This window comes from Amycolatopsis sp. NPDC003731 (genome assembly GCF_053586895.1).
In genome coordinates this window covers 68520-89724 of the sequence record NZ_JBSFNC010000019.1, presented here as the reverse complement: position 1 = coordinate 89724, position 21205 = coordinate 68520, and the positions used below count along the sequence as shown (strand labels likewise).

22 protein-coding genes are annotated in these 21205 nt (G+C 71.6%); 10 read left to right on the top strand and 12 right to left on the bottom strand.

The features are described from left to right. From ACWDN5_RS11165 to ACWDN5_RS11150, 4 genes are all read left to right on the top strand, one after another. On the top strand, window positions 1-104 hold a 104-nt coding region (locus ACWDN5_RS11165; protein WP_449676071.1), incomplete at its 5' end, for an ANTAR domain-containing protein. 100 nt (window positions 105-204) lie between these two features. Then, window positions 205-792: a TetR/AcrR family transcriptional regulator gene (locus ACWDN5_RS11160; protein WP_449676067.1), complete on the top strand. Its 588-nt coding sequence runs from the start codon at window positions 205-207 to the stop codon at window positions 790-792. A gap of 138 nt (window positions 793-930) precedes the next feature. Beyond that, on the top strand, window positions 931-1698 hold the full coding sequence (locus tag ACWDN5_RS11155; RefSeq protein WP_449676066.1) for an SDR family NAD(P)-dependent oxidoreductase: 768 nt from the start codon (window positions 931-933) through the stop codon (window positions 1696-1698). An 83-nt stretch (window positions 1699-1781) separates the two neighbouring features. Continuing rightward, complete coding sequence (locus tag ACWDN5_RS11150) at window positions 1782-3152, top strand: MFS transporter (protein ID WP_449676065.1); 1371 nt, start codon at window positions 1782-1784, stop codon at window positions 3150-3152. 7 nt (window positions 3153-3159) lie between these two features. On the opposite strand, the gene ACWDN5_RS11145 is transcribed toward ACWDN5_RS11150, so the two are convergent. From ACWDN5_RS11145 to ACWDN5_RS11135, 3 genes are read right to left on the bottom strand one after another with little or no spacing between them, the layout of a single operon-like run. Next, on the bottom strand, window positions 3160-5379 hold the full coding sequence (locus tag ACWDN5_RS11145; RefSeq protein WP_449676064.1) for a xanthine dehydrogenase family protein molybdopterin-binding subunit: 2220 nt from the start codon (window positions 5377-5379) through the stop codon (window positions 3160-3162). Further along, window positions 5376-6371 carry an FAD binding domain-containing protein gene (locus ACWDN5_RS11140; protein WP_310971845.1) on the bottom strand — a complete coding sequence of 332 codons (996 nt, stop codon included), beginning with the start codon at window positions 6369-6371 and terminating at the stop codon, window positions 5376-5378. Before ACWDN5_RS11140 ends, ACWDN5_RS11145 begins: the two co-directional genes overlap by 4 nt. Continuing rightward, entirely contained in the window at window positions 6368-6853 is a 486-nt protein-coding gene (locus ACWDN5_RS11135) for a 2Fe-2S iron-sulfur cluster-binding protein (protein WP_310971846.1), read from the bottom strand. The genes ACWDN5_RS11140 and ACWDN5_RS11135 overlap by 4 nt, the downstream gene beginning before the upstream one ends. Before the next feature lie 102 nt (window positions 6854-6955). On the opposite strand from ACWDN5_RS11135, the gene ACWDN5_RS11130 reads away from it, so the two are divergent. The 5 genes from ACWDN5_RS11130 to ACWDN5_RS11110 all read left to right on the top strand — a co-directional run bounded on the left by ACWDN5_RS11130 (window position 6956) and on the right by ACWDN5_RS11110 (window position 10078). Next, window positions 6956-7600, top strand: coding sequence for a TetR family transcriptional regulator (locus ACWDN5_RS11130; RefSeq protein WP_449676063.1), 645 nt, complete (start codon window positions 6956-6958; stop codon window positions 7598-7600). Window positions 7601-7688: 88 nt separating this feature from the next. Continuing rightward, window positions 7689-8408, top strand: a complete 720-nt coding sequence (locus ACWDN5_RS11125) for a transglycosylase SLT domain-containing protein (protein ID WP_449676061.1) — start codon at window positions 7689-7691, stop codon at window positions 8406-8408. A gap of 1 nt (window position 8409) precedes the next feature. Next, the gene (locus ACWDN5_RS11120; protein ID WP_449676059.1) at window positions 8410-9417 is read left to right on the top strand and encodes a CHAP domain-containing protein; all 1008 of its coding nucleotides are present in this window, start codon (window positions 8410-8412) and stop codon (window positions 9415-9417) included. Further along, window positions 9414-9677, top strand: coding sequence for a YbaB/EbfC family DNA-binding protein (locus tag ACWDN5_RS11115; protein ID WP_310971850.1), 264 nt, complete (start codon window positions 9414-9416; stop codon window positions 9675-9677). Before ACWDN5_RS11120 ends, ACWDN5_RS11115 begins: the two co-directional genes overlap by 4 nt. After that, window positions 9674-10078, top strand: a complete 405-nt coding sequence (locus ACWDN5_RS11110) for a hypothetical protein (protein WP_449676058.1) — start codon at window positions 9674-9676, stop codon at window positions 10076-10078. Before ACWDN5_RS11115 ends, ACWDN5_RS11110 begins: the two co-directional genes overlap by 4 nt. A gap of 4 nt (window positions 10079-10082) precedes the next feature. Here ACWDN5_RS11110 and ACWDN5_RS11105 read toward each other — a convergent pair whose 3' ends face one another. After that, window positions 10083-10856 (bottom strand): ESX secretion-associated protein EspG, encoded by a 774-nt coding sequence (locus ACWDN5_RS11105; RefSeq protein WP_449676057.1) that lies wholly within the window; start codon window positions 10854-10856, stop codon window positions 10083-10085. Between the two features lie 48 nt (window positions 10857-10904). Between ACWDN5_RS11105 and ACWDN5_RS11100 the strand changes: the two genes are divergently transcribed. Beyond that, entirely contained in the window at window positions 10905-11690 is a 786-nt protein-coding gene (locus tag ACWDN5_RS11100; protein ID WP_449676056.1) for a helix-turn-helix transcriptional regulator, read from the top strand. Here the strand turns inward: ACWDN5_RS11100 and ACWDN5_RS11095 are convergent. From ACWDN5_RS11095 to ACWDN5_RS11060, 8 genes are all read right to left on the bottom strand, one after another. Beyond that, the gene (locus ACWDN5_RS11095) at window positions 11602-12195 is read right to left on the bottom strand and encodes a hypothetical protein (protein ID WP_449676055.1); all 594 of its coding nucleotides are present in this window, start codon (window positions 12193-12195) and stop codon (window positions 11602-11604) included. The genes ACWDN5_RS11100 and ACWDN5_RS11095 overlap by 89 nt on opposite strands. Further along, window positions 12192-12884 (bottom strand): hypothetical protein, encoded by a 693-nt coding sequence (locus ACWDN5_RS11090; protein WP_449676053.1) that lies wholly within the window; start codon window positions 12882-12884, stop codon window positions 12192-12194. The genes ACWDN5_RS11095 and ACWDN5_RS11090 overlap by 4 nt, the downstream gene beginning before the upstream one ends. 689 nt (window positions 12885-13573) lie before the next feature. Next, window positions 13574-13861: a type VII secretion target gene (locus ACWDN5_RS11085; protein WP_310971856.1), complete on the bottom strand. Its 288-nt coding sequence runs from the start codon at window positions 13859-13861 to the stop codon at window positions 13574-13576. Further along, window positions 13858-15027 carry a PPE domain-containing protein gene (locus tag ACWDN5_RS11080; protein WP_449676052.1) on the bottom strand — a complete coding sequence of 390 codons (1170 nt, stop codon included), beginning with the start codon at window positions 15025-15027 and terminating at the stop codon, window positions 13858-13860. The genes ACWDN5_RS11085 and ACWDN5_RS11080 overlap by 4 nt, the downstream gene beginning before the upstream one ends. Continuing rightward, entirely contained in the window at window positions 15020-15442 is a 423-nt protein-coding gene (locus ACWDN5_RS11075; RefSeq protein ID WP_310971858.1) for a hypothetical protein, read from the bottom strand. The genes ACWDN5_RS11080 and ACWDN5_RS11075 overlap by 8 nt, the downstream gene beginning before the upstream one ends. A 464-nt stretch (window positions 15443-15906) precedes the next feature. Then, a complete protein-coding gene (locus ACWDN5_RS11070) occupies window positions 15907-19008 on the bottom strand; it encodes a tetratricopeptide repeat protein (RefSeq protein WP_449676050.1) in 3102 nt (1033 codons plus the stop codon). Between the two features lie 325 nt (window positions 19009-19333). After that, a complete protein-coding gene (locus tag ACWDN5_RS11065) occupies window positions 19334-19663 on the bottom strand; it encodes a trypco2 family protein (RefSeq protein ID WP_449676048.1) in 330 nt (109 codons plus the stop codon). Between the two features lie 541 nt (window positions 19664-20204). Continuing rightward, window positions 20205-21185, bottom strand: coding sequence for a LysR family transcriptional regulator (locus ACWDN5_RS11060; protein ID WP_449676047.1), 981 nt, complete (start codon window positions 21183-21185; stop codon window positions 20205-20207). Window positions 21186-21205 lie beyond the last annotated feature (20 nt).

Here is a 21205-nt window from a genome sequence, read left to right as displayed (position 1 = left end):
GCCCGGCCGACGCGTTCCGGATGCTCGTCGAGTCCTCCCAGCAAACCAACCTGAAACTCCACCAGGTCGCCGCCTGGCTCGTCGAACACCGTCGCCAGGCATAGGCAGCGGACCCGGCGCTCGAGGATCTAGGCGCCGCGGACGACTTTCCGCGGGGGTGCACTATCTATGTCGTCACACATAACAAGCGGTAGGCTTCGACGTATGGCTCGACGTTCGGACACCAAGCAGCGCATGGTCGCGGCCGCCCGCCAGCTCATCCGCGAACACGGCTACCACTCCATGGCGCTGTCCGACGTGGTCGAGCGCAGTGCCTCGCCGCGTGGGTCGCTTTACTACCACTTCCCCCAGGGAAAAGTGCAGATGGTCGCCGAGGCGGCCGAGGTGCACACCCGCGAGCAGGTCGACCTGATCAACCAGCTCGCCAGGGAAGCCGTCACGGTCGAAGGTCTGGTCCGGGCCTACGTCGATTTGGCCCGCGAAGGCATGTTGGCCGGCGGTTATGGCCGTGGTTGTGCCATCGCCCCGCTGGTGCTCGAGGTCGGAGAAGCGTCCGAAGAATTGGGTGCCGCCGGCCGGCGGGCCTTCTTCCTCATGGTCGAGACGCTGACACTCCAGTGTGTCGTGCTCGGGGCGGACAACGCCGGCGCCCGCGAGCTGGCGCACGCGACCATCGCCGGTGTCCAGGGGGCGATGGTGACCTCGCGCGCGTTGCGCAGCACCGAGCCGTTCGACGCGATCCGAGACGCCCTCGTCGCCCGCGCCCGCAGTCTGGTCGCCGACCGCAGCTGACCTCCAGGTCGGATCCACCAGGTTCCGCGGGCGCCAAATTATGTCGGTCGACATAGATAATGTTAGCCTCCCGGGACGGCATCGGCGCGCTCTCACCGCCTCTGCCGCAGATCACTCAGCGAACCGGGAGATTCCGACATGTCGTCCATCCTCATCACCGGCGCCTCGCAGGGGATCGGCCGTGCCGTGGCACTGGAGCTGGCGAGCCGTGGCCACCGTGTGGTCGGCACCGCGCGCAATCCGGACAGCCTGGCCGACCTGCCCATCGCCGCGCGGCTCCCTCTCGACGTCACTGACGCGGCCGGTGTCGACGCCGCGATCAAGGCCGCGGGCGTGATCGACGTCGTGGTCAACAACGCCGGCGAGACCATGCGCGCCCCGCTGGAGACCGTCCCGGTAGCCGAAGTCGCCAGGCTGTTCGACCTCAACACGCTCGGCGCGCTGCGCGTCGTCCAGGCCGCTCTGCCCGGCATGCGCGAACGGGGCTCCGGCCACCTGGTGTTCATGTCCAGCATCCAGGGCCGGATGGTGCTGCCGGTCATCGGCGCGTACGGCATGAGCAAATGGGCGATGGAGGCCATGGCCGAGGCGCTGGCCATCGAGGCCGGCCACTTCGGCGTGAAGGTCAGCGTGATCCAGCCGGGCGTGGTGACCACCGGCGGCGGCGCGAAGGCCAAGGTCTACCGCACCGACGACGACCCGTACGGTCCGCTGTTCGATCAGCTGGGCACGATCCGGGGCGAGGTCGTGACACCGGAGGAGGTCGCCACGGTGGTGGCCGACACGATCGAGCAGGAGAACCCACCGCTGCGCGTCGCGGCCGGCCCGTCGGCGACCAAGGTCCTGGCCGCCCGCAAGAGCTCGCCGGAAGACGAGATCTTCTTTCCCTACGAGATCAACTGGTGACGGGGACCGGGGAGACCATCGTGGCTGTCGAAGATCACCGGTCATCGCCCGGCGCGCGAGCGCAGGCGGCTGAGGAACGACCGGTGCCGGAAGGCCCGACGTTGGCCCTCACCTGCCTCGCCACGGCGCTGGCCATGGTCATGTTCACCATGCCGATGAGCACCCTGGTCGAGCTGGCGAGCACGCTGGACGCGAACGTCACCGAGCGGACCTGGATACTCGCGGCGGCCAGCGTCGGGCTGGGCGCCGGGTTGCTGGTCGGCGGCGCGCTCGCGGACAGGGTGGGCCGCCGCACCGTGTTCACGACCGGCGCCGCCGTCCAGGCGGTGTTCCTGGCCCTGGGCGCCTCGTGGCCGAGCCCGATCCTGTTCACCGTGGCGCGGGTCGGCCAGGGGCTGGGCGCGGCTGCCCTGATCGCGACCAGCCTGGGGTTGATCGCCCAGGTCACCCCGCAAGCCGGACATCGCCGCACCCGCGCCACCGGGATCTGGGGCGCGAGCCTGGGCTGCGGGATCCTGATCGGACCGTTGCTCACCGCCCTCCTCGGGCCCGCGACCGGCTGGCGCGTCCCGTATGTGGTCGTGGCGGTGCTCAGCCTGGCGCTGATCGCCTTCGCGCGGGTTCTGCCCGCGAACCCGCCGCACTCCTCGGCCTTCCACGGCCGGATCGACTACCTCGCCGCGGCCTGCTTGGTCCTGGGGCCGAGCCTGCTGCTGGCCGGGCTGACCCTCGGCCGGGGCGGCTGGACCCGGCCCGCCGTGCTGGTCCTGCTGGCCGCCGGCCTGCTCGTGCTGGCCGTGTTCGCGATCCACGAGAGGCGAACCGCGTCACCGCTGGTCGACATCCGGCTGTTCGCCAACCCGCGTTTCGTCATCGTCACCGTGGTCGCGTTCGCCACCGGACTCGGCATCATCGCGGTCACCTCCTACACCCCCATCCTCGTCGGCCAGGGCATGCACGGCTCCGCACTGGCCGGCGCCGTCCCGATTCTGGTGTGGTCCGGTGTCAGCGTCATCGTCGCCGTCCTCGCTCGGCACCTGCGCCGGTGGATCAGCGCGGACGCGCAATTGGCGATCGGCTTGGTCGTCACCGGCGCCGGTCTGGCCACCCTCGGGCCCTTGCACGATGGCGACACGGTGGTCCGGCTGCTTCCGGGCTTCGCCATCGCCGGACTCGGCACCGGACTGCTCAACGCCGCCCTGGGCGGGCAAGCGGTGGCCACTGTCCCGGCACACCACGCCGGCATGGGCAGCGGCACCAACAACACCGCGCGCTACCTCGGCTCCGGCCTCGGGGTCGCCATCGTCACCTCCACCGTCGACCCCACCTCCGCGGCCACGCTGCTGAAAACCTGGGAGGTGCCGATCCTCTTCGGCAGCGCGGTTTCCCTGCTGATCGGCATCGCCATCCCGATTTACCTCGTACGGCGGGCGGCAGCACCACCGGGCCACTGAGGGTGCGTCACAGCAGTTTGTCGAGGGTGATGGGGAGGTCGTAGATCCGCTTGCCGGTGGCGTGGTGGACCGCGTTCGCGATGGCGCCCGCGACGCCGGTGATGCCCACCTCGCCCACGCCGATCAGGCCGAGCGGCATCGTCGGGTCCGGGTCGTCGAGGTAGCCGACGTCGATCGGCGGGATGTCGGCGTGCACCGGGACGTGGTACTCGGCGAGGCTGGGGTTCATGATCCGGCCCGTGCGCGGGTCGACCAGGGTCTCCTCGGCCAACGCCATGCCGATGCCCATCACGATCCCGCCGCGCAGCTGGCTGGAGGCGGTCTTCGCGTTGATCACCCGGCCGACGTCGAACACCCCGACCCACCGCGACACCCGCACCTCGCCGGTGTCCGGATCGACGCGCACCTCGCAGAACTGGGCGCCGCAGGCGGCCTTCATCCAGCGCCGCTGGTCGCGCACGAACTTCGCCATGAACTTCAACTGGCCGGCCATCCGGCCGAACCGGGTGTCCGAGCCGACGGCCGCCTCGACCGACGGCACGCCGGCCTCGGCCAGGATCGCCGCCGGGCTCAGCCCGGCCGATCCCGAGCGTTTCGCCAGTGCGGCCAGCTCTCGCTTCAGCTTCTCGCACGCGGCCAGGAGGCTGTTGGCGATGCTCGCCGTCTGCATGGACCCCCCGGCCCCGGGGCTCACCGGCAGCGTGGAATCGCCGTACTCGACCCGGACCGCTTCGAACGGCACCCCGAGTGCGTCGGCGGCGATCTGCGCCTGCGCCGTCGCGCCGCCCATGCCCATTTCCTGGAAGCCGCACCGCACCAGGACGGTGCCGTCGACCGAAAGCCGGACCGTGACGCTCGCGGTGAACTGCCAGGACGGGTGGTACGCCGACGCGACGCCCATGCCGACCAGCCACCGCCCGTCGCGCATCGAGCCCGGTTCGGGTGTCCGGTCGGCCCAGCCGAACCGCTCGGCACCCTGGGCGTAGGCCTCGCGCAGCATCCGGTGCGCGAACTTCTTGCCGTCGATGGGGTTGACCGCCGGTTCGTTGCGCATGCGCAGCTCGATCGGGTCGACGCCGACCCGGTAGGCGAGCTCGTCGATCGACGCCTCCAGGGCGTAGGTGCCGATCGACTCGCCGGGCGCGCGCATCGAGGTGTTCGGGATCAGGTCCAGTTCGACCAGGTTCTGCTGCACCAGGATGTTCTCGGCGGCGTAGAGGTGCTTCGATTGCGACGTCACCTGCTCGGGTCCGCCGCCGACCCGCCCGGTGCGCGTCACACTGGTGTGGATGAGCGCGGTCAGCCTGCCGTCGGTGCCGGCGCCGAGCGCGACCCGCTGCGTGGACGGGGTGCGCCCGCCGACCGTGCGGTAGACGCCTTCCCGGGTGAGCATCAGCCGGACCGGCCGTCCGGTCGCGCGGGCGGCCAGCGCGGCGAGGATCGTGCCGGGCCAGACCATGCCTTTGCCGCCGAAGCCGCCGCCGACGAAGGGGGCGATCACCCGCACGTTCGCGGCCGGGACACCGAACCGCAGGGCCAGGTGCGTGCGGACCCAGTCGATGCTCTGCGTGCCGTCGTGGACGGTCAGCCGGTCGCCGTCCCAGGCCGCGGTGGTCGCGTGCGGCTCGATCGCGTTGTGGTGGTGCGTCGGCGTGGTGAACCGCAGGTCGAGCGACACCGGTGCCGCGGCGAGTGCGGCCTCGGCATCCCCCTTCTTCGCCGCGCCGGACATGATCAGGGTGCTCTTCTGGGGTTTGGCGTTCTTCTCCTCGGCAGCGAAGTCCACAGTGGACGGACGGGTTTCGTAGGTCACGGTGACCAGCCCGGCGGCTTCGCGAGCGGCGTCGAGGGTGTCGGCGACGACGACCGCCACCGGCTGGCCGTCCCAGTGCACCTCGTCGGTGTTGAGGTAGTCGACCGAGGTGCCGGAGGCCAGGGTGCTGAGGTCGAGCGGGCTGACCTTCGGGGCCGGTTTCAGCGGGGGAGCGTTCAGGTGGGTGAGCACGGCGACGACGCCGGGGACGGCCGCCGCGGCCTCGGTCCCGATCGCGGTGATCCGGCCACGGCTGATCGTCGAGTGCACCAGCGCCGCGTGCGCCAGGTCGGGGAGGGGGTATTCGGCCGAAAAGCGGGCGGCGCCGGTGGTCTTGGCCGTGCCGTCGACCCGGTCGATCGGACGGCCGACGACCGGGCCGGCGGTCTCCGTCGCGGGCAGGGTGGTGGTCATGCCGCACTCCCGTCGGTGCGCAGGCGGCGCAGCGTCGCGACGATCGTGCGCTGCGCCAGCTCGATCTTGAAGGTGTTGTCCGGCCGGGCCGCCGCGGGCGCGAGTTCGGCCGCGGCCGCCCGGAGGAAGGACTCTTCGGTCGCCGGTGCGCCGAGGAGGATCCGCTCGGCCTCGTGGGCTCGCCACGGTTTCGCGGAGACGCCGCCCAGGGCCACCCGGACGTCGGTCACGACGCCGTCTTCGACCTCCATCGCCGCCGCGACGGAGACGAGCGCGAAGGCGTAGGACGCGCGGTCGCGCACCTTGCGGTAGCGGGAGTTCGCGGCCACCGGGAGGGCCGGCAGCTCGACGGCGGTGATCAGCTCGTCCGCGGCCAGCGCGGTCTCGACCTGCGGCGTGCTGCCCGGCAGGAGGTGCAGCTCGGTCAGCGGGAGCCGGCGGACACCGCGCGTGCTCTCCACCTCGACCACCGCGTCGAGCGCGGCCAGCGCGACGGCCATGTCGGAGGGGTGGGTGGCGATGCAGTGGTCGCTGACCCCGAGGACGCCGGCGTTGCGGGCGAAGCCGTCGATCGCGGCGCAGCCGCTGCCCGGTGCACGCTTGTTGCACGCGGCCGCGCCGTCGTAGAAGTACAGGCACCGGGTGCGCTGCAGGAGGTTGCCGCCCACGGTCGCCATGTTCCGCAGCTGCGCCGAAGCTCCGTTGAGGACGGCTTGGGCGAGCACCGGGTAGCGGGTCCGGACACTCGCGTGGGCCGCCAGCCTGCTGTTGCGCACGAGCGCGCCGATCCGCAGGCCGCCGCCGGGCAGGTCCTCGATCCCGGTCAGCGGCAACCGGGTGATGTCGACGACCACGTCGGGCTGCTCGATGTCCTCCCGCATCAGGTCGACCAGGTTCGTCCCGCCGCCGAGGAACTTCGCGTTCGGCTCGGTGGCGATCGTGCGGACCGCCGTCTCGACGTCGGGGGCGCTCAGGTAGGTGAACGACCTCATCGCGCGACCTCCTGGATGGCGTCGACGATCCCGTTGTAGGCGCCGCAGCGGCACAGGTTGCCGCTCATGCGCTCCCGGATCTCCGCGCCGGTCAGTTCGGCGGGACCGGCGAGGTGCTCGGTGACCGCGCTCGGCGCGCCCTGCGCGTGCTCGGCCAGCATCCCGATGGCCGAGCAGATCTGGCCGGAGGTGCAGTACCCGCACTGGAAGCCGTCGTTGCGGACGAAGGCTCGCTGCAGCGGGTCGTCGACGCCTTCGATGGTGGTGATTTCGCGGCCGGTGTACTGCACGGCGAGCGCGAGGCAGGAGTTGATCCGCTCGCCGTCGGCGAGCACCGTGCACGCACCGCAGGCGCCCTGGTCGCAGCCCTTCTTCGTGCCGGTCAGCCCCAGCCGCTCGCGCAGTGCGTCGAGCAGGCTGACCTGTGGTGGGAGATCGAGCAGCTCGTCGACCCCGTTGACCCGCAACCGCACCTCGACCACGTGGATCCCCTTCGCTCGTGCCGGTGCCGCCAAGTTAACAGAACGACGTTCTTCTAACAAGAGGACGTCGTTCTGTTAAGTGGACCGTATGATGGCTGAGAAATGTCTCAGTCGATGTTCATGCGGGCCAGGCGGCCGGAGCAGAAGGAGCAGCGGCGCGTGGCCATCCTCGCGGCGGCCCGTGAGCTGGCCCTGGAATCCGGCGTGCGCAACGTGACCCTGGGCAGCGTGGCCACGGCCGTGGGGCTCGCCAAGTCCAACGTCACCCGCTACTTCGGTACCCGCGAGGAGATCTACCTCGAGCTGGCGTCCGCGTGCTGGCGCGACTGGGTGGACGAGGCCGCTCGCCGGCTCGCGGCCGGGGAAGACGTCGTCGACGTGCTGGCCGAGACGCTCGCCGACCGGACGCTGTTCTGCGACCTGTTGGGCCACACCGCGACGTCGCTGGAGCACAACGTCTCGGTGCCGGCCGCCCGCGACTTCAAGCGAGGGGTGCTCGCCGCCGTCGCCGAACTCGGCGCGGCGGTCGCCCAGGCGAGCCCGGACCTGACCGAGGGCGAAGGGTTCGAGCTGGTCGCGGCGGCCAGCGGCTTGGCCGGGATGCTCTACCCGGCCGCGAACCCGCCGCCGACGCTGCTCGAGGTCTACGCCCAGAACCCGGAACTGGCCGTGGCGTGCCTGCCGCTCGCCCCGACGCTGAAGCGTGCCCTCGCCGCCTTGGCCGCCGGATTGCCGTCCTTGCGCTGAAGACCGGGTGAGCCGGGCGTGCACCGGGGTTGTCCCTGCGTGCAGCACGCCTACCGGGACCGTCCGCCGGGCGGGCAAGGTCGGACCCATGACGAAGCTGAGCGCCGAGCAGATCGCCCGGCACGCCTACGCGGCCGGGTTCCGCGGCCAGGGCCTGACCACCGCGGTCGCGGTCGCGCTGGCCGAGTCCGGCGGCCGGACGACCGCGCACAACGCCACCCCGCCGGACGACTCCTACGGCCTCTGGCAGATCAACATGCTGGGCGCGCTCGGTCCCGAACGGCGCCGGCAGTACCACCTGAAGTCCGACGACCAGCTCTTCGACCCGGACACCAACGCGCGGGTCGCGAACCGCATTTCGGGCGACGGCCACGACTTCACGCCCTGGTCGACGTACACGAACGGCGCGTACCGGCACCATCTGACGGCCGCGCGCGAGGCTGCCCGGGACGTCACGAAGCACCACCGGAAAGCCGGCGGTGGCGCGCACCCGGGTGGCGGACCGCTGCGGGTGGACGACGCGGTGCTGCACTCCTACGTCCACCGGACCCGGCACGTCGCCGACGCGCTGGGCACCGCGACCGGGCAGCTGCGCGACGTCCGCGAGATCGCCCGGGACAGCTTCGGGAAGATCGGCGAGGAGTCGGGGTTCGCCGACGCGCTGGCCGGGTTCGGCCTGGCGCTGCAGCGCCAGGTCAAGGGCGTCGGCGCACACGCCGACGGGCTCGCGTCGGCGGCCGGGAAAGCCGCGAAGTCCTACCGCGACCACGAGACGGCGACCGCCGCCGCGCTGACCGGAAAGGACTGACATGGACACCGCCGCGCTCGCGCGGTCCTTCGCGCAGGACCTCATCGCGCACCGCAACAAGCTCGCCGGGAAGGCCGAAGACGCCGTCCGCGCCGAATACGCCCTGCACCAGGTGGCCGCGGTGCTGGACGCCCAGCACGACGCCTACCACAAGGAAAGCACGACGGTCCTCGGCCACTGGCAGGGCCACGGCGCCGATGGCTTCCGGCACAACAGCGCGAAGCTGACGAAAGAACTGAGGGTCACCGGCGCGGCCGGCGCGGCGGCGGAGAAGGTCGTCGCGCACGTGGCGTCCACAGTGGACAGCGCGCACACGGCCGTGCAACGCCTGGTCGACGAGTACACCGCCCGGGCCAAGCAGGTTCTCGACGCCGGTGTCGCGGCCGGGACGCAGGCGGCGCTGATGCGGGCCGTCGGGCACGCCGCCGACCTGGCACCGCGGTACACCCGGCAGTCGGCGTCGACCCTGCGGCACGTCGACGCGGAACTCGAGGCGGCGGCGAAGAAACTGCACGAGCTGCGCACGGACCTGAGCCACGACGGGGTCGTGGACAAGACGGCGAAGGCGACGCACCCGAGCAAGGCCTCCGGGCGGGGCAAGGACATCGTCGACGCCGCCCGGAAAGAGCTCGGCACGCGCGAGAACCCGCCGGGCAGCAACCGGAACCCGTACGGGCCGACCGCCGCGTGGTGCTCGTCGTTCGCGACGGCGATGTGGCGCAAGGCCGGGGTGAAGATCCCGGTCCTGCCCTTCAGCGGCGACGTCTACCACTGGGGCGAACGCAACGGGCACGCCTACGGCAAGCACGCGCTGCACGAAGCGAGGCCGGGGGACGTGCTGATCTTCGGCACCGGCCCGCAGAACACGTCGACGAGCACGCACATCGGCATCGTCGAGAAGGTCGAAGGGAACCAGGTCACGATGATCGAGGGCAACTCCGGGGACGCCGTCCGCCGGAACACGCACCCGCTCTCGGCGTCGACGTTCTACGGAGGGGTCCACCCGTGATCACCGGAAAAGCCGCCGACCGGACGGTCGCCGTGGAGGTCGCGCCCGGTGGGGCGCTGCAGGAGCTGACCCTGGAAGCCGCGGCGCTGCGGCTGGAGCCGGACGAGCTGGCGCGCCGGATCCTGCTGCTGACGGCGGCCGCCTCGGCGCGGGCCACGGCTTCCCTGTGGCACACCCACGACGGTGCCGGGGCCCTCGGCCTGCCCGAGCCGGGGGAAGCCGCGGAAGAGACCACTCCGGACAGCTGGCGGGCCCAGTGACCAGGACGGCGGTGGAGCTGGCCGATGAGGCCTTCGCGGCCCCGGAGCCGGGCTACGGGGCCCGGCTGGCCGCGATCCGCGCTTCGGCGGCGGACGACGGCGTGTCGGTGGTGGTCGACCTGCACGGAGGCCTGGTCGACCTGCGGTTCGACCGGTGGGCCCTGAGCAAGCCCCCGGGGGAGCTGGCCCGGCTGATCCGGTGGCTGGCCGCGGAGGCGGGCGCGGATGCCCTGCGGCAGGGTCGCGAACTGCTCGGCGACCTGGTGCCGGACGGCCCGGACGACACGGACGGCCCGAAGATCGCGGAGCGGCCGGCGAGCGTGACCGACGCCGGGCCGCGGATCCGGCCCCGGCAGGACCCCGAACCCGCCGGCTTCCTGCCCGCGACCTGGGCGACGTGACGGCTCAGCGGACGTCGTCGACCATCCGGGCCAGGCGGTCGGCGAGCCAGGGGCCGTCGGCGGGGGTGAGCGTCACCCACGGCTCGCCGCCCACGTCCTCCGCGGTCACCGCGTACCGGCCGGCCGCCGTGTCGAACCACGCCAGCACCGGGCTGCGGCCCGCGGGGCCGGTCGCCGCCAGCTGGCCGGCCGTGTCCCGCTGCGCCGTCACCAGCGTCGCCAGCGGCCGGACCGCGCGGCCGGTGATCCCGGCCGTGCTCAGCGCCCGCTCGAACGCGTCGTACCCGCTGCGCGCGTAGGCGTCCATCGCCGCCGAGTAAGCGGCCCGGGGGAGGCGCAGCTGGTCGCCGGGGCCCGGCTCGGCGTCGCCGAGCATCCGGGCCACCGCCGGGACCAGGCCGTCCGGGCGCACCGGCTCCAGCACCAGGTCGCGGTCGTCGAGCACGGCGACCACGCCGGCGCCGGTCCGCGCCGCCGCGAGCAGCCGCCACGGCGCTTCCCCCAGCACCAGCCCGTCGATGCTCAGTGACGGCGAACCCAGCAGCACGATCAGGTCCGCCAGGTCGGGGTCGACGTCGTCGCCGTCGGTGAGGCCCGCCTCGGCGAGGCCGGCGAAGACTTCGACGCCCAGGTCGTCGCGCTCGGCGTGCGTCGCGCCGTGCGACGGCACGTCGAACGGGTACGGCGGCGGCCCGCCCGGCCCCAGGTCCTCCCAGAGGAGATCGAATTCCAGATGCGACAGGATCACTCCCGCCGCCGTCGCGGTGCGCCGCGCCATGGTCCCCCTTCCCGTGCCGAGCGGCCCGTGTCGGGCACGATGGTGCCGATGGCCGAGCCGCAGTCGATGGACGTCCCCGCGAGCGGGTACCTCGTCGTCCGCGCGTCCGGGGCGGCGGTCGCGCGCGCCGCGATCCTCGGCGGCCGCGGCGACCCCGAGGACGTCCAGCTGCTGCTGCGCTGTCCCGTCCCGCGGACGGTCGCCGAGTCCTGCGCGAAGCTGACGTTCGCCGACGCGACGCTGCACCTGCAGCCCTCGGGCGTCGTGATGCTGACCGTCGCCGCGGCGAAGCTGTCGATCTCCTTCGCCGAGCTGCGGCCGCTGATGTTCCGGCCGGTCGAGGTGGACGCGCCGCTGCGGTCGCTGTTCGCGAGCGCGGTCGCGCACGTCGTGGCGGCCGGTCCGCGGCTCGACCCGCACGGGCTCGCGCACCACCTGCTCGGGCTGGCCGAACTGGTGCTGCGGAGTGCGCTGCGGGTCGAGCTCGACCGCGTCGACGCGTTGGCGGCCCGGCGGCGCGAAGCCCTGGAGTACATGCGCGCCCACCTCGGCGACCAGTCGCTCAGCGCGGACCGGATCGCCGAAGCGCTGTACATCTCGCGCCGGCGCCTGTACCAGCTGTTCGACGACGGCCAAGGCGTCTCGGAACGGCTCAAGGGCCTGCGGGTCGAGCGCGCGAAGGCGCTGCTGGCCGACCCGGCGAAGGCGGGGCGCGGGATCGCCGAGATCGCGCGGGACTGCGGGTTCACCAGCGCCCCGCACTTCTCGCGGACGTTCCGCCAGTCGACCGGCCGGACCCCGCGCGAGTTCCGGGAGCGGGCGCTGCGGGGGTGAGGTCGACGCCCGCGACGAGCGTCCCGGCCAGACCGGCCACCTCCAGCCAGCCGCGGCCACCGGGGGACTGCAGGGTGAACACGGCCGCGCGCGGCCGGTCCGGGTCGAGCACGACGGCCTGCAGCTGCGCCCCGGCCAGGCCGATCCGCTCGACGATCACCACCGGGTAGCCGCGGCCGGTCCGCGCGGTGCTGACTTCGCGGATGCCGGGGGTGGTGTCCGCGACGAAGTACCCGAGGTCGGCGGCCTCACCGGGGTCGTCGACGGGGACGACGCCGGCGATGAGCAGGGCGGGATCGGCATCGCGGTGTTCGACCAGCGCCAGCAGACCGGCCCCCTGCTCGTGGGCGATCTCGGCGCACTGGACGGCGGCGGCTTCCAGGCCGAGGTCGCGGGCGGCGTCGGGACCGCGCAGCCGGGCCATCAGCGTGTGCAGCTCGGCGGTGGTGCGCTCGACGGAGTCCAGGGTGACCGGGGTGATCCCCGGAACGGCGGGCAGTTTCACCGGCCACCCAGCGCCGCGGCGAACGCGCTGACGGCCCCCGGCGGCGGCGTGACCGGTGCGGCGGGGGTCTTCGCGACGGTGCCGCCGAGCTCGCGCCCGACGGCCGAGAAGGTCTCGAGGTGAGCGGCGATCCCGGCGAAACCGGGAGCTTGCGGCAAGGCGGCGCCGTCGCCGAGGGCCGTCAGCCGCCCGGCGACGCGGGTCGCTTCGGTGTGGTGGGCGCGTTCCAGGTCGCGGGCTTCGGCGAGGACGCGGTCCAGGTCGTCCTGGTGGGCGGCCAGCCGGGCGCGGGCCGCGGCGAGGTCCGGCTGGGCGGCGGGGGAGAACTGCGCTTCGGTTTCGGCTTGTTCGACGTCGTCGCGCGCGGCGGTGACGGCCCGGCGCGCGGCGGTGGCGCGCCGGTCGAGGTCCTCGGCCCGGCGGTGGTTCGCGAGGAGGGTGCCGGCCCAGCCTTCGAGAACCCCGGCGGCGGCCCGGAGGGCCTCGCAAGTGGCGGACAGACCGCCGGCGGCGCGTCCGGCCCGGTCCGCGAGCGCTTGCGCGGACCGCCCGGCCCACTCGGGGATCGTCCCGGGCGAAGGGATTTCCTCGAGCCGGGCCGCAGTGGCGGCGCACCGGCGGGCGGCTTCGGCCACGGCGCCGGGGCTGCCGGGGACCGGGTCGAAGCCGAGGCCGCGGAACTCAGCCATGGGCGCGGGCCGGTTTGCCGGGGGTGGGGTGGTGGGGCTTGGGTGCCGGGCGGGCGGTGGTGGCGGTCGGTTGGCTGGGCTGGGGTGTGGTGGGGGTGCGTTTCGGCTTGCCGGGGGCGGGGTGGTGGGGCTTGGGTGCCGAATGGGTGATGGCGGTGCTCGGTCGGCCGGGCTCGGGGGCGGATGTGGCGGGGGTCCGTTTCGGCTTGCCGGGGGCGAGGTGATGGGGCTTGGGTGCCGGGCGGGCGATGGCGCCGCTCGGTCGGCTGGGCGCGGGTGTGATGGGGGTGCGCTTCGGTTCGCCGGGCGCGGGGTGGTCGGGGTGGTCGGGGTTGGGTGCCGGGCGGGCGATGGTGCCCCTCGGTTGGCTGGGCTCGGGAGTGGGTGCGGGGGTGCGCTGCGATTCGCCGGGCGCGGGGTGGTGGGGCTTGGGTGCCGGGCGGGCGATGGCGCCGCTCGGTTGGCTGGGCCCGGGAGTGGGTGCGGGGGTGCGGGGGTGCGATTCGCCGGGCGCGAGGTGGTGGGGCTTGGGTGCCGGGTGGGTGATGGTGGCGCTCGGTTGGCCGGGCGCGGGTGTGGCGAGGGTGCGCTTCGGTTCGCCGGGGGCCGAGCGGCGACGCTCGGGCGTTGGGGTGGCGAGGGCGCGCTCCCACTCGCCGGAGGCAGGGCGGTCCGGCCCGCGATTCCGGTCAGCCATCGGCCCTGCCCAGCTCGTCGGCCGCGGCGGCGTCCGTCGCGCGGTAGGCGTTCGCGGCCGTCCGGACACCCGCCGCCGCGTCGGCGAAGTCCCTTTCCACCGCCCGTATCCTGCCGGACCACTCGCCCGTCAGCGCGGTGAGTGCCGCCGAGACCGGGGCCGGGCCGAGGTCGTCCGGCACCTCCAGCGAGTGCGCGGCCGAGCGGTACTCGTCCGCCGTGTCCTCCAGGCGCAGCGCCAAGGCGTCGAGGGCGGCCGGGTCGGCGTGGAAGCCGGTCATTCGCCGAATACCGGGGGATACGCCGGCGGGAGGTCGTCGAGCAGGTCGTAGCCCTTCGCGTACTTGTCGCGGTGCTCGGTGTCCTCCTCGCGCCGCGTGCCCTGGCCCGGTGGGTACATCCCGTACCCACCCGCCGTGCCGCGGCCGCTCGTCCCGCCCGGCCCGAAGCCCGGTGTCCCGGCGCCGAACCGTCCCGCGCCGGCTCGGCCGCCTTCGCCGAGCGGCACGGAGCCCGGCGTTCCGGCCACGGGAACGCCCGCGAAGCCGGGACCGTAGCCGGCTGCAGCCGGCGAACCCGGCCCAGCGGCGCCGATGACCCCGTCGAGCGCGCCCGGCAGCCCGGCGCCGGTGAACGTGGGCGGCAGCGCGGAGGCCGTCGACGTCGAGTCGTCCGGTCCGGCGCCCGGCTCGCCGGGGAAGTCCTCGTGCGGCGGGGCCGGATCGCGGGGGACCGGAGGTGCGGGCGGGGTCCGGACCACCGGCGGCCGTGGTCCGGTCCCGGGCCCGGTGGTCACCGGCGGGGCCGTGTCGAACTCCGGGGGCAGGCGGTGGCGGACGTCGTGGCTCGCGCTCTCGTACTGTTCCATCACGCGGACGGCCGCGGCCTTGGCGTCGTCGGCCTCTTTCTTCGTCGGCAGCTTGTCGTCGAGCAGCTGCTCCAGCATGTACGTGCCTTCGGGGCCGTCGAGCCGCTTCACCGCGTACCCCTGCCGGAACCACCGCTCGGCCCAGTAGTGCACCGGCTCGGGCATCCGCTGCCGGGCTTCGCTGACCACCGACGTGTACGTGTCGAGGCCGGACCCGACGCGCTGGGCGTTCTCGCCCACGGTCCTCGCCCAGCCGGTCAGCCGGTTGACCGATTCCGCGGCCGAGTCGGCGGCAGGCCCGCTCCACGACTCCTGCAGCTTCCGGACCAGCACCGACACCTCTTCGGTCGCATTGCGGACGCCGGCGGCCACCTCCTGCCACCAGGCCGCGTGCTGGCCGAGCTTCGCCGGGACGGCCGACTGCACCATGTCCCACAGCTCGCGGTGCTCGTAGCTGTCCCAGTTGATCCGGCCGAACGTGGCTTCGCGGTTGTTGACGGCTTTTTCCCGGCGGACTCGCCGCGCCTTCGCCCGCTGCCGGGCGGTCGGAGCGTGGTGCGTCGAGTGGAACTCAGGCATCGGCGTCCCCCGTCGGCAGGGCCGCGGCGGCCGCTTCGTCGTTGCCCTGGTGCATCGCCACGACCGTGTCGAGCGTCTGCCGCAGCGTCGCGAGCTCGGCCAGGTACGACTGCAGTGCGGCCTGCACCCCGCCGGCCTCGGCCCCGCCGCGCGCCGCGAACGAGCGGCGCATCCAGTGGGCGACCGGTCCCTTGCCGTCGGCCAGGCCGGTGTCGAGGGCACGGGCCGTCTCGAGGTGACGGCTCAACTCGTCGTAGCGCTCGTCGATGGCCCGCTTGACGTCCTCGACCCCGTCGTAGTGGAGTTCGATGCCCGCGGTGGTCACCGGCTCCGCCACGACCAGCTCGTTCGTCTCGTGCCGCTGCTCGGCGCGGAGCTGCCGCCGCGCGTCGGCCTCGTCCCGAACAGTCGCCATGGAGGTCCTCCCTCGCCACCCAGGCGTCCATCCTGGCCAATGGCCGCCGCGTTGAGAAGAGCGACCCACCCGGGTGCACGGGTGGACATGAACACTGCACGGGCGGATACGGAGTCCGGCCAGCCGGAGCGTTCTCGGTTCGGGCCAAGCGGGGGCGCAAAGCCCATGTCGCAGACCTGGGCTTTGCTACCCAGAGTAAGAGCGTTTTGGTGTCCGTCTTGTACGACGGGCCAGTCAGTCACGGATCCGTAACGGTGCGTCACATTGGTGCGCTTGGTACCTTCGGTGGCTGTCGTCGATGCCGCCGCCCCGAACCGCTCCCGAATGCGTCAACTTCACGTGTCACGCCGTAGACCATCTCGCGTCCCGGATTGTCGACGTCGGCGCAGTGTCGCGCACACTCGTCGAGGATCGCCCGGTTCGCGCGGATGTCCGGGGAGGTCCGGCTGCTCGTGGAGCGCCGACTATTCGAGGACTTCCTGCAGCCAGGTCTGTACACGAAGCGACTGTTGGAGGTCTTCCGCATAGTCTGCCGCGGATTGATCGGTGAGCTGCCGGCGAATTTCGATGGCTTCGGTGATTGCGGCCATTGCCTCCTCCTTCCGATTCATTTCTGCCAGTCGCACCGCGAGGCTGTTCAGAGTCCAGGCAAGGTTGGGAAGGTGCATATCGGGCTGCTTCTCAGCCAGCTGTCGGCCGATGTCGACGGTTTCTGTGGTCGCCGCGAGTGCCTTTTGCTTCAAGTCCAGTTCATCTAGCAGGATCGTGAGGTTTCCTAGGTTCACCACAAATTGATGCAGGTATGCATCGGGCTCCTGCTCGGCAAGTTTTCGACTGATTTCGACAGCTTCGGTAAGTGCAACAAGCGCCTCATCTTGGCGCCTCAATCTACCTAGTTGGAATCCGAGGTTGTTGAGGCTCGCAGAGAGAATGGGAAGGTATACTTCGGGCTGTTTTTCGGCCAGACTGCGAAAAGCTTCGACGGCCTCGTCGATCAACGGAAGCGCCTCCTTCCTCTGTCCGAGCTCACTTAACCGGACTGCGAGATTGTTCAGATTCTCGGCGAGATCGGGCAGGTATACATCGGGTCGCCGCTCGGCCAATCGTCGGCGGATGTCGACGGTTTCGACGAGCGCGTCGAGTGCCTCCTTCTCGTATCCTAGTTCATCCAGTTGTCTCGAAAAGTTGTCCAGGCTTACCGCGAGGTCGGGCAGGTACGCATCGGGCCGCTGCTCGGCCAGCTTCCGGCCGAGGTCGACCGACTCGGCGACGGCGCCGAATGCCTCCATCCATCGACCCTGTTCGCGCAAAAAAACCGCGAGATTGTTCAGGCTGCCGACCAGATCGGGGAGGTATCTGTCGGGCTGCCGTTCGGACAGTCGTCGACGGATGTCGACGGTTTCGGTGATCGCAGCAAGTGCCTCCTCCTCGTGATCCAGTCTGGCCAAGCATGTCGCGAGATTACTCAGGCCGCCTGCGAGGTTGCGCAAGTCGGCGGTGTGCCGCCGCTTGGCCAAGCGGCGGTAGATTTTGACAGTTTCGATGATCGCAGTCAGTGCTTCCTCTCGGCGCCCCCTTTCATTCAACTGGACCGCGAGATTGTTCAGGCTCACGGCGAGGGTGGGAAGGTGTGCAGTGCGTCGCCACTTGGTCAACCGTAGGCCAATTTCAACAGCCTCGGTGATCGCAGCCAGTGCCTCCTCTTGGCGTCCGACTTCACCCAGCCAAAAACCTAAGTTGTTCAAATGGTTGGCCAAGGCGGAGTCGGTGGCCGCGCGTCCCCGTAATGTCGTCGATCGGGACCGTGCCAGGATCTCTTGTCCAAGGGTAACTGCTGAATCCCCAAGGACCAGGCTGTGCTCGGGGAAGGCGTCCAACAGACGTTCGAGGTCTGCGAGGCTCGTGTTCGGATTGGCCGCGGTCTGCTCGAGCGCCCGGATCAGTGGAACCGGTTTCTCGACTCGTGTCGCGGTGTCGACGGCCGGTATCAGCAGCGTATTCGGGTGACGGAGGCACAGTTCGGTAACGGCATCACTCACGGTGGTGCGGAACACCGCGTGGGCAGCGGCCCTGGCGCACACGGTCAGCAGCCACTCCGCCTGTGCTTTGTCGACGTGCGAAGCCAGGGCATCGACGACCGATGGTCGAGTACGGTCCAGCAGCAGCCGCCCGATCAGTCGTTCGGCAAGCCGATCGGGGGTCAACCCCCCGAAACCGCTGTCGGCGCTGTCGGGGTAAAGATGGATCAACCACGCCCGTGCGGCTTCGCGTCGCTCCCGTGTCTGGTCGACAAGCGCCGGTACGAGTGCGAGCACACCGCCGATGTCCTCGATATCGCTCGGGTTCAGCAGGACGGTCGCGGCAACCAAGTCACCCAATGTCGCAAGTCCCAGCCCAGGCAGGAGCCCGTAGGCCCTGGCGGTGGTGAGCCAGTAGCCGCGTTCGTGATCGAGCAGCCGATCCTCCGGCCCCCGCGGTGAGCCGGCGTCGTTGGTGGCCTGTTGCGGAGTGTGCGCCGCGTCGAGGAGATCGGCCAATGCGGTCATTTGCACCGCCAGCACGGTGTGGTTCCTGTCTGGCTCCGGAAGCGCGCCGTCGGCAAGCTTTGCTGCCGCTTCCGCCCACAACGTGCGGTCCAGACCGGTGATCATGCTTCCCGCTGCAACGAACGCGGCCACCGCCGCCTGATAGGTTGCGGTCCGCCCTTGCACGTCGTCGTCCAGCGCATCGAGCGATCTGACCCGAGTGAGTTCGGCGAGATCACGCATCGCCTCGCCCAAGGCGGGCAGATTCTGCCACCAGGCGCCGGCAGCCCGGGCCAGCAGCAGGATCTTCACCGGAACCGAACCTTCCCGGCCCGTCACAATCGTCGCCAACGTGGCCAACTGCTCGGTGCGGCTCTCTGCATAGTCGACTACCACCAGCACCGGCACCTGGGTGTCCGCAAACACGCGTAATCGGTCGGCCTCGACGGCACGGTTCAGCCACACCACCGCCCAGCCTTCTGTGGTGAGCTGCTCACCGAAGCGGCGCGCAAGCCGGGTTTTGCCCTGGCCGCCCGGCCCATGCAGCAACCACGCTCCTATCCCGGGGGAATACGCCCACGTGGCCAGGTCCGCCAGAACCGCTCCGCGGCCGCGGAATGGAACCACCGCCCGATGCGGCGAAAGCAGGCCCGCCGGAGACTGCACCGATTCGGCACCAGCCGTGGACAGTGCCTCGGCCAACGGCTGCAATTCGATCGCGTCACACCAGGTCTCAGCCACCTCGTTGTGCGCGTTCACCACCGCTGCAAACTCGGGATCGGACAACAGCAGCGACACCGGCACCGCCGTCAGCGCCGCATGGGCTCGCCCCGCCGGATCGAGCGTGATCACACCAGCCAGCAAGCCGCCACAGAACAGGGCCGCGCCGGACATCCCGCCCCAGGGTGACCGGCCCACCGGGGGGTAGCTGTCCACGTTCATGACGTACTGGCCGCTCACCAAGTGATCGCCCGGATTCAGCGTGCCGGACAACTGCGCCACCTCGATCGCGCGCCCGGCCCGCTGCACCAGATTCGGCACACCCCAACACTCACACGGAAGACCAGGCCGGTGCGTCACCGTCCGGCCCCAGCCCACCCGCGCCGTCTCGACCGGCACCCATTCGGAATCATTCACCACGACCAACGCCGCGTCGTCATCTCCGCCGGGGCGACCGCACCAAGCCACGGTCGCCGTGAAAACACCCGCGCGGCCCGGCCGAAACACGGTCACCGCTGAGTCCGCCGCGGCCACCACGTGCGCCGAGGTCAGCACCAATCGGGGCCCGACCACGTACCCCGACCCCGGGCCGCCTGGTCCGGTAACGGCCGCGACTCGATTCCACTCCACCGCCATCCTCCACCGCTCAACGTCCTCGAGTGCCCGACACATCACCCGGCCCCGCGGCTCGCTCAGAGTCGCCCGCCACCAACAGATCACCACCGCCCGACGATCGTGGCGTCAGCGTCAGCTTCACCTTGTGTATCCGGCCACGGGCGATTCCCGCCTCGAAATCCCCTGATACAACCCATGCCTTGAAGCCTGTCTTCACCTTGGCGTCTTGGCGCAGCTCCACCCCGAACTCCAGCTCGATCGGCCCCACCGCGAACTCCACATCCGCACCCGCTCCTCGCGCCGCGGCCTCCAGCAACTCGTCCCGCACCGATGCCACCGCGTCCGCCAACTCGATATCCATACCTCGCAGTCGCCCGGCATGCGCCGTCCGCTACAACCTGCAGCTCACAGCTCAGGATGCGTGCTATGTGGCCATCAGCTCCACCGCCGGGTCGCGGCCGCGACGAGGGAGTGCACCACGGCCACCGGGTCGTCGCCGGTTTCGGGTGACCGGCGGCCAAGACGGCGTCCACGCCGACGTCAGCGAGGACAAGATGTCGTCCGGCCCGCCGATCCCGGACACAGCGACCTTGACGACGTTCATCGGCATCATGGGCCCCAGCCGGGGAACGTGTCCTTCTCGTGCCCGCCGCTTTTCGGGGTTCTTCGTGGTGATACCGACGACCATGGCTTCCGCTTCGAGCGCTCCGGCGGTTGCGTAGGAGCGAGCCAGCGTCGGGAGGTCGCGGTTCCACGTGCCCGCGGTGACTTTGCGGAGCACCGCCGGCGTGGCCTTCCTCTGACCCGAAAGCGCGGCCGCCGCAGGTTGCCGGCCGGGATGCGATCGACGACCCGGCTCTGTTGGCACACTTCGAATAGATCGACGTGCCCACGACCTCCGGCTAGAGCGCGTCCTGCGGATCGCCGGTGGGCGGCGCCCAGCCGTGCCTGGCGTGCTCCGGGCCCAGCATGTCGGGTTCGGGGGTGGACAGGGCCGTCCGGAGGAAGCGGCGCAGGACCGGCGAGTCCTCGTCGGGGCGCCAGCAGACGGCGGTTTCGACGACGGCGGTGTGCCGGCGCAACGGTCGCGCGATCAAACCCGGCCAGAGCATCGAGCTGTACTGGGCGGGCAGCAGGGTCACGCCGGCGCCGGCCTCCACGAGGGCGAGCGCGTGCATGACCGAGGTCGCATCGCGGCGGGCGTCGGACGAATGCCCGGTGCCGGCCCAGGCGGCGCGGATGTGGGCGGCGAGCCCCGCTGCGGCCTCGGCCGTGACCACCACCCGTTCGCCGCCCAGCTCGGCCAGGTCGATGCGTTCCTGGCCGGCGGCGGGATGCGTCCGGGCCAGTACCGCGACGAGTGGCTCGCGGGCCACCACCGCGACTTCCAGCGCCCGGGCCCGGCTCGCCGCGTGGCGGGTCCGGCCGGGGCCGCCGGGTTCGAGGTGGAGCAGGCCGGCGTGCGCGTCGCGGCGGTGGACCCGCTCGACCACGTCGGAATCGGAGTCTTCGGTGAGGACGAGGTCGACGCCGGGTCCGAGCACGGTGCCGCCGATCAGGTGGGGCAGCAGCCGGGGCGAGACGGTGTGGCCGACGGCGACGGTCAGCCGACCCCGGGTGCCGAGGCCGATGGTGCGCACCATTTCGGTCGTGGTGTGGAGCTCGGAAAGCAGGCGGCGAGCGCGTTCCGCCAGCGCCCGGCCCGCGGCCGTCAGCTCGACTCCGCGGCCGTGGCGGATCAGCAGGGGCACCCCGAGTTCGCGTTCCAGCGTCTGGAGCCGCACGCTCAGCGGAGGCTGGGTCATGTGCAGTGCTGCGGCCGCACGACTGACCGAGCCTTCCTCGGCGACGGCCACGAAGCACTCCAGCGCGCGCAGATCCATATTCTGAGGCTATATCAGCG